The organism is Actinosynnema sp., from assembly GCF_052038725.1.
In genome coordinates, this window is sequence record NZ_JBQGCX010000371.1 from 1 (window position 1) to 6,354 (window position 6,354).

Here is a 6,354-nt window from a genome sequence, read left to right on the forward strand (position 1 = left end):
CCCCGGCCCTGGCGAAGCGAAACCCCGCCGTGACGGAAGTCACGGCGGGGTTCGTCGCGTCGGCTCGTGCTCGGGGCGCCCGGCTACTCGCCGTGCTGACCGCCCAGCCCGTGCAGGATGCGCTGGATGACCGCCGGATCCACGTCCGGCTCGTCGCCCAACCGCTCGGCGGCGGGGGAGCGCCTCGGCTCGCGGCGCGGCAGCGGCACCGACGAGGCGTTCATCCCCGACGGCAGCCCCAGCTCGCACCACGCCAGCCTGCCGCCCACGGTCAGGTCCACCAGGCCCGCCCGCGACCCGGCCAGCTCCGGCGGCATCGCCACGCGGTCGGCCTCGATCTCGACGGCGAGGTGCTGGCCGGTCAGCCGCAGGCGCACCAGCAGGAAGCCGGGCTGCGACTGGTCGGCGACCTCGACCGCCGCGGCGACGAGTCTGCGCGCTGTCTGGCCCGCCTCGTCCTGCATCGCGGACAGCCGCCACTCGCTCAGCGAGAAGCGCACGAACATCTCCGCGACGTTGACGGCCGTGGGCAACGCGACGAGCCTGATGTCGTCGACCTGCTCGGTCTTGGCGTTCACACCGATCCCTCCTCGCCAGCGTCCGGCGCGTGTGCGCCAGATGGTGCCATGCGTTCGACCGTTGTCACCCACGCGGGGCAGGGACGTGAGCGGACCGTGTCCTCGGCGGCTCGTCGGCTCGGAGCGGTCGAAGGCGACACCACACCTTCCACGCCACCTACTACGGGTGGACCCACCCCCTGGTTCACCTGGACGGGTGGATTAGGTCCGGGAAAAGTACCCCGAGTTGGTCCATGAGCGGAATGGCGACCTGGTCGATGGGGGTCAGAAACACATCTAGGGGGACCACCCGAAGGTGGTCCCCCTAGATGGGGATCGGCGGCCGAACGGCCGCGCTACCGCGCCGGAGCGTGAGCTCAGGCCTGCTTGGCCAGCTCGATCTCCAGCTTGATCTCGATCTTGTCGCTGACGACCGCGCCCGCCGCGCCGCCGGTCACGCCGAAGTCCTTGCGGCTGATCGAGGTGGTGGCGGTGAAGCCCGCGACCTTGGAGCCCTCGGACATGCCGTCGCCGAAGCCGTTCACCTCGACCTCCAGGGTGACCGGCTTGGTGACGCCGCGCAGGGTCAGCTCGCCGTCGATGAAGTACTCCTCGCCCTCGGCGCGCAGCGCGGTCGAGGTGAAGGTGATCTTCGGGTGGTTCGCGGTGTCCAGGAAGTCCGGGGACTGGAGGTGGCCGTCGCGGTCGGCGTTGCGGGTGTCGACGGTGGTGGCGTCGATGGTCGCGGTGACCGTGGACTCCAGGGGGTTCTCGGCGGTGACGACCGAGCCCTCGAAGGCGCCGAAGTGGCCGCGGACCTTGGAGATGCCCAGGTGGCGGACCGTGAACGAGACGTCCGAGTGCACGGGGTCGATCGCCCAGGAGCCGGTCAGGTAGCCGGGGATCTGCGTCGAGGTCATGCGGGTTGTCCTCCTCGGTAGTGCTGGTTGAACTCTCAACTTCAAGCTACCGCAACCTGATTGAGAGTTCAACCAACGACGTATGATGGTGGGATGAGCGATGTGCGGTGGTTGAGCGCGGACGAGCAGCGCGTGTGGCGTTCCTTCATGACCGCCGTGACCAGGTTCACCGAGCACCTGGACCGCCAGCTCCAGCGCGACTCCGGAATGCCCATGGCCTACTACGAGATCCTCGTGGCCCTGTCCGAGTCCGAGGGCCGCGCTCTGAGGATGAGCGAACTGGCCGATCTCTGCCACTCGTCCCGGAGCAGGCTCTCCCACGCGGTGGCCAAGCTGGAGAAGCAGGGCTGGGTGGCCAGGCGGGCCTGCCCCTCCGACCGGCGCGGGTCCATCGCCGAGCTGACCGACGCCGGGTTCGCCGCGCTCGCCGAGGCAGCCCCCGGCCACGTCGGCGCCGTGCGCTCGCACCTGTTCGACGTGCTCACGCCCGAGCAGCTCGACGACCTCGACCGCATCGGGCGGGCCATCAGCGGTGGTCTGGGCAGCGAGTGCGCCCAGGTCCGGGCCGAGCGCGAGGCCGAGGGCGACTGCTGACGGCGGCCGGAGGGCGACCGGCGCTCAGCGGCCCGCTGCGGGTCCGCGACCGGCCGGGCAGTGGATCTTCCGCCCGGACCGGCGTTCGGCGCGCCGCGACGGCGCTGGGCGGGCGCACCCGCGCGCCGGGACCGGACCGGGGCCGCCGAGGTCACTACGTTCCCCCGAAGGGGTGGCGCAACCGGGTGGGCGCGGGACAGGATGGGCGCCTCCGGGCCGGACGCCCCTCGGGGGCGCGGCGGTGCTGCCGGTCGATCCGGCCAGGTCCCCCTGCCCGGCCGTGACCGCCCCCCGGCGCGGCCCCCGGTCGAACGAGGAGTCCGGTGACCAGTACTGCCACCCCCGCGATCGGCGCCGACGAGATCGCGGCGTTCCGCGAGCTGCACACCCGGCTCGGCGACGCCGTCGCCACCGCCCTGCTCGGCAAGCGCGACGTCGTCGACCTCGTGCTCGTGTCCCTGTTCGCGGGCGGCCACGTGCTCCTGGAGGACGTGCCCGGAACCGGCAAGACCACGCTCGCCCGCGCCGTCGCCGCCGCCCTCGGCGGGGTGTCCCGGCGCGTCCAGCTCACCCCCGACCTGCTGCCCGCCGACCTCACCGGCGCCCCGGTGTACGACCCGCAGACCGGCCAGGTCCGCTTCCGCCCCGGCCCCGTCTTCGCGAACGTCCTGCTCGCCGACGAGCTCAACCGGGCCTCCGCCAGGACCCAGTCCGCGCTGCTGGAGGTCATGGCCGAGGGCACCGTCACCGCCGACGGCGCCACGCACGCCGTGCCCGCCCCGTTCCTGGTCCTCGCCACCCAGAACCCCGTCGACCTGGACGGCACCTACCGGCTGCCCGAGGCCCAGCTCGACCGGTTCGCCCTGCGCACCGCCCTCGGCTACCCCGACGCCCCGCACGAGCTGGACGTGCTGCGCCCCGGCAGCGGCGCGGGCCGCGTCTCGGCGGTGCCCACCGTCACCTCGCCGCAGGTCGTCGCCGACCACGGCCGCAGGCTCGCCGCCGTGCACGTCCCCGAGCCGGTCCTGCGCCACCTCACCGACCTCGCCGCCGCCACCCGCGCCGACCCCCGCCTGCGCCTGGGCGTCAGCACCAGGGCACTGCGGTCGCTGGTGCGCTGCGCCCAGGTCCTGGCCGCCACGCGGGGCCGCCACACCGTCGAGCCGGGCGACGTGCGGGAGCTGCTCGACCCGGTCCTCGCGCACCGCCTCCAGCTCACCAGGCAGGCCCAGCTGGCGGGCGCCACCACGACCGGGGTGCTCGCCGAGGCCGCCGCGGCCCTGGGCGCCCGGTGACCCGCGTCCGCCTCACCGGCCGGGGCGCGCTCGCGCTCGCGGTCGGCGCTGTCCTGCTCGCGGCGGGCGCCCTGCACCCCGCGCTCGCCGCGCTCGGCCTCGTCCCCACCGCCCTGACCTGCGCGGTCCTCCTGCTCGCCGCGCGCCAGGTCCCGGCCCGCCCGCGCCGCACCGTGCGGCCGTCGACCGTGCGCAGGCTCGACCCGTGCACCCGCACGATCGAGCTGACCGCCCCCGGCGGGCGGCTGACCGCGCGCTTCGCCGCCACCGAGCGCCTCGACGGGCGGGACGTGCCGGTCCGGTTCCCGGTGCTGCGCCCCGGCGGGACCACCACCGCCGAGTACCCGGTGCCCACCGACCGGCGCGGCGTGCTCACCCTCGGCCCGCTCGTGCTGACCAGGCGCGGACCGGTCGGGCTGGTCGTGAGCCGGACCGAGCTGGCCGACCTCGACCAGGTGCGGGTGGCGCCCAGGGTGCTGCCGGTGCGCGGGATGCCCGGCCGGGTCCGGCGCGGCCGGGTCGGCGCGGACGAGCTGGTCGAGTCGGACGCCGACCCGGTGCTGCGCCCGCACCGGCCCGGCGACCCGCTGCGCGGGCTGCACTGGGCCGCGTCCGCGCGGGCGGGCGGGCTCGTCGTCCGGGAGGGCGCCGCGCCGACGCGCCCGCGCCTGGCGGTGCTGCTGGACGACCGCGCCGCCTCCCACCCCGACCCCGCCGGGTTCGAGGACGCCGTGGAGGTCGCGGCGTCGCTGCTGGTCGCGGCGGTCGACGACGGGCACCCGGCGCACCTGCTGTCCGCGGGGGGAGCGCTGGACGTGGAGCTGGCCGCGCACGACGCCGACCTCGCGCGCACCGGGCTGGCCGACGTGGCGCTCGCGCCGGGGGAGCGCGCCGCCGCGACCGTCCCCGAGCGGGACCTGGACGTGGTCGCCGCGGTGAGCGGACCGGGCGCGGACCTGGCGGCGCTCGTGCTGGAGGCCGCGCGGGCCTCGGTGGGCGTGGTCTTGGTGCTGGACGCGGCGGCCGAACCGGAGGTCGCCGCGCGCGGCACCGTCCTGGTGCTGCGCGCGCCCTCCGCCGAGGGGCTGGTGGACGCCTGGAACGCGGGGGTCGCCCGGTGACCTGTGCTCCTCCCCGTCGGCACTGGCCATTCCGGCCCGCTGGGGGAAGCATTCCGGCATGGACTTCCGCCAAGCCCGCGACTTCCTCCTCCAGCACGCCGACGACCACGACGCCGCCCGCGCGGGCTTCGCCTGGCCCGACCTGGCCGAGTTCAACTGGGCCCTGGACTGGTTCGACGAGATCGCCCGCGACAACGACCGCACCGCCCTGTGGATCGTGGAGGAGGACGGCTCCGAGGGCCGCTGGTCGTTCGCCGAGCTGTCCCGCCGCTCCGCGCAGGTCGCGAACTGGCTGCGCGACAACGGCGTCGCGCGCGGCGACCGGGTCGTGCTCATGCTCGGCAACCAGGTGCAGCTGTGGGAGACCCTGCTCGGCGCGATGAAGCTCGGCGCGGTCGTCATCCCGGCCACCACCCTCCTCGGCCCGGAGGACCTGCGCGACCGCGTCGAGCGCGGCGGCGCGCGGCACGTGGTCGTCACCGCCGAGGACGCGCCCAAGTTCGCCGAGGTCCCCGGCGACTACACCCGGATCGCGGTCGGCGCCCCCGTCGACGGCTGGCTCGACTTCGCCGACAGCGAGCGCGCCGACGCCGCGTTCACCCCGGACGCGCCCACCCGCGCCGACGACACCCTGCTGCTCTACTTCACCTCCGGCACCACCGCCGCGCCCAAGCTGGTCGAGCACACCCACGCCTCCTACCCGGTCGGGCACCTGTCCACCATGTACTGGCAGGGCCTGCGCCCCGGCGACGTGCACCTGAACATCTCCTCGCCCGGCTGGGCCAAGCACGCCTGGAGCAACGTCTTCGCCCCGTGGAACGCCGAGGCGACGGTGTTCGTGCACAACTACCGCCGGTTCGACGCGGCCAGGCTCATGGCGGAGATGGACCGCTGCGGGGTGACCAGCTTCTGCGCGCCGCCGACGGTGTGGCGGATGCTCATCCAGGCCGACCTGACCGCGCTGCGCGTGCCGCCCGCGAAGGTCGTCGGCGCGGGCGAGCCGCTCAACCCCGAGGTGATCGAGCGGGTCGCGCGGGCGTGGGGGGTGACCGTGCGGGACGGGTTCGGGCAGACCGAGACGACCGTGCAGATCGCCAACACCCCCGGTCAGCCGGTCAAGCCCGGCTCGATGGGGCGGCCTGTGCCCGGTTACGAGGTGGTGCTGGTCGACCCGATCACCGGGAAGCCGGGGACCGAGGGCGAGATCTGCCTGGACCTGTCCCGCAGGCCGCTCGGGCTGATGGTCGGCTACCACGGCGACCCGGAGCGCACCGCCGAGGTGATGCGCGGCGGCTACTACCACACCGGGGACGTCGCGTCGGTGGACGAGGACGGGTACCTGACGTACGTGGGGCGCACGGACGACCTGTTCAAGGCCTCGGACTACCGGATCTCGCCGTTCGAGCTGGAGAGCGTGCTGCTGGAGCACGACGCGGTGGCGGAGGCGGCGGTCGTGCCCTCGCCGGACCCGGTGCGGCTGGCGGTGCCGAAGGCGCACGTGGTGCTCGCGCCCGGTTGGGAGCCGACGGCGGAGACGGCGCTGGCGGTGCTGCGCCACGCGCGGGAGCGGCTGGCCCCGTACAAGCGGGTGCGGCGGCTGGAGTTCGGGCCGCTGCCCAAGACGATCTCCGGGAAGATCCGCCGGGTCGAGCTGCGCGAGCAGGAGGACGGCGGGCGCCCCGACGGCGAGCACCGCGAGGAGGACTTCCCGCAGCTGCGCGGGTGACCGGTGGTCGTCGAGGGCCGACCCCCGCGTGCAAGGAGCGCGGGGGCGGGGCCCTGAACCCCGTCCGCCCCACGGCACGGGGCGGGCAGGGCTACTGCCGCGGACCGGACCGCGAGCCGGGCGCTCCCGGCGGACCGTCCG

The 6,354-nt window shown here is 75.0% G+C and carries 6 protein-coding genes; 4 read left to right on the forward strand and 2 right to left on the reverse strand.

Features of this window, described 5'->3' with window-relative positions; translation table 11 throughout:
• Positions 1-83: 83 nt before the first annotated feature.
• Together ACTUAL_RS07470 and ACTUAL_RS07475 are read right to left on the reverse strand one after the other, a co-directional pair.
• Positions 84-578, reverse strand: a complete 495-nt coding sequence (locus tag ACTUAL_RS07470; protein ID WP_096492782.1) for a histidine kinase — start codon at positions 576-578, stop codon at positions 84-86.
• A 356-nt stretch (positions 579-934) separates the two neighbouring features.
• Complete coding sequence (locus ACTUAL_RS07475; RefSeq protein ID WP_096492783.1) at positions 935-1,477, reverse strand: YceI family protein; 543 nt, start codon at positions 1,475-1,477, stop codon at positions 935-937.
• 93 nt (positions 1,478-1,570) lie between these two features.
• Between ACTUAL_RS07475 and ACTUAL_RS07480 the strand changes: the two genes are divergently transcribed.
• From ACTUAL_RS07480 to ACTUAL_RS07495, 4 genes are all read left to right on the forward strand, one after another.
• Complete coding sequence (locus ACTUAL_RS07480; protein WP_096492784.1) at positions 1,571-2,071, forward strand: MarR family winged helix-turn-helix transcriptional regulator; 501 nt, start codon at positions 1,571-1,573, stop codon at positions 2,069-2,071.
• A gap of 323 nt (positions 2,072-2,394) precedes the next feature.
• On the forward strand, positions 2,395-3,366 hold the full coding sequence (locus ACTUAL_RS07485; protein ID WP_440899721.1) for an AAA family ATPase: 972 nt from the start codon (positions 2,395-2,397) through the stop codon (positions 3,364-3,366).
• Positions 3,363-4,487: a DUF58 domain-containing protein gene (locus ACTUAL_RS07490; RefSeq protein ID WP_440899722.1), complete on the forward strand. Its 1,125-nt coding sequence runs from the start codon at positions 3,363-3,365 to the stop codon at positions 4,485-4,487. The genes ACTUAL_RS07485 and ACTUAL_RS07490 overlap by 4 nt, the downstream gene beginning before the upstream one ends.
• Before the next feature lie 58 nt (positions 4,488-4,545).
• Complete coding sequence (locus tag ACTUAL_RS07495) at positions 4,546-6,213, forward strand: AMP-binding protein (RefSeq protein WP_440899723.1); 1,668 nt, start codon at positions 4,546-4,548, stop codon at positions 6,211-6,213.
• The last annotated feature ends 141 nt before the right edge of the window (positions 6,214-6,354 follow it).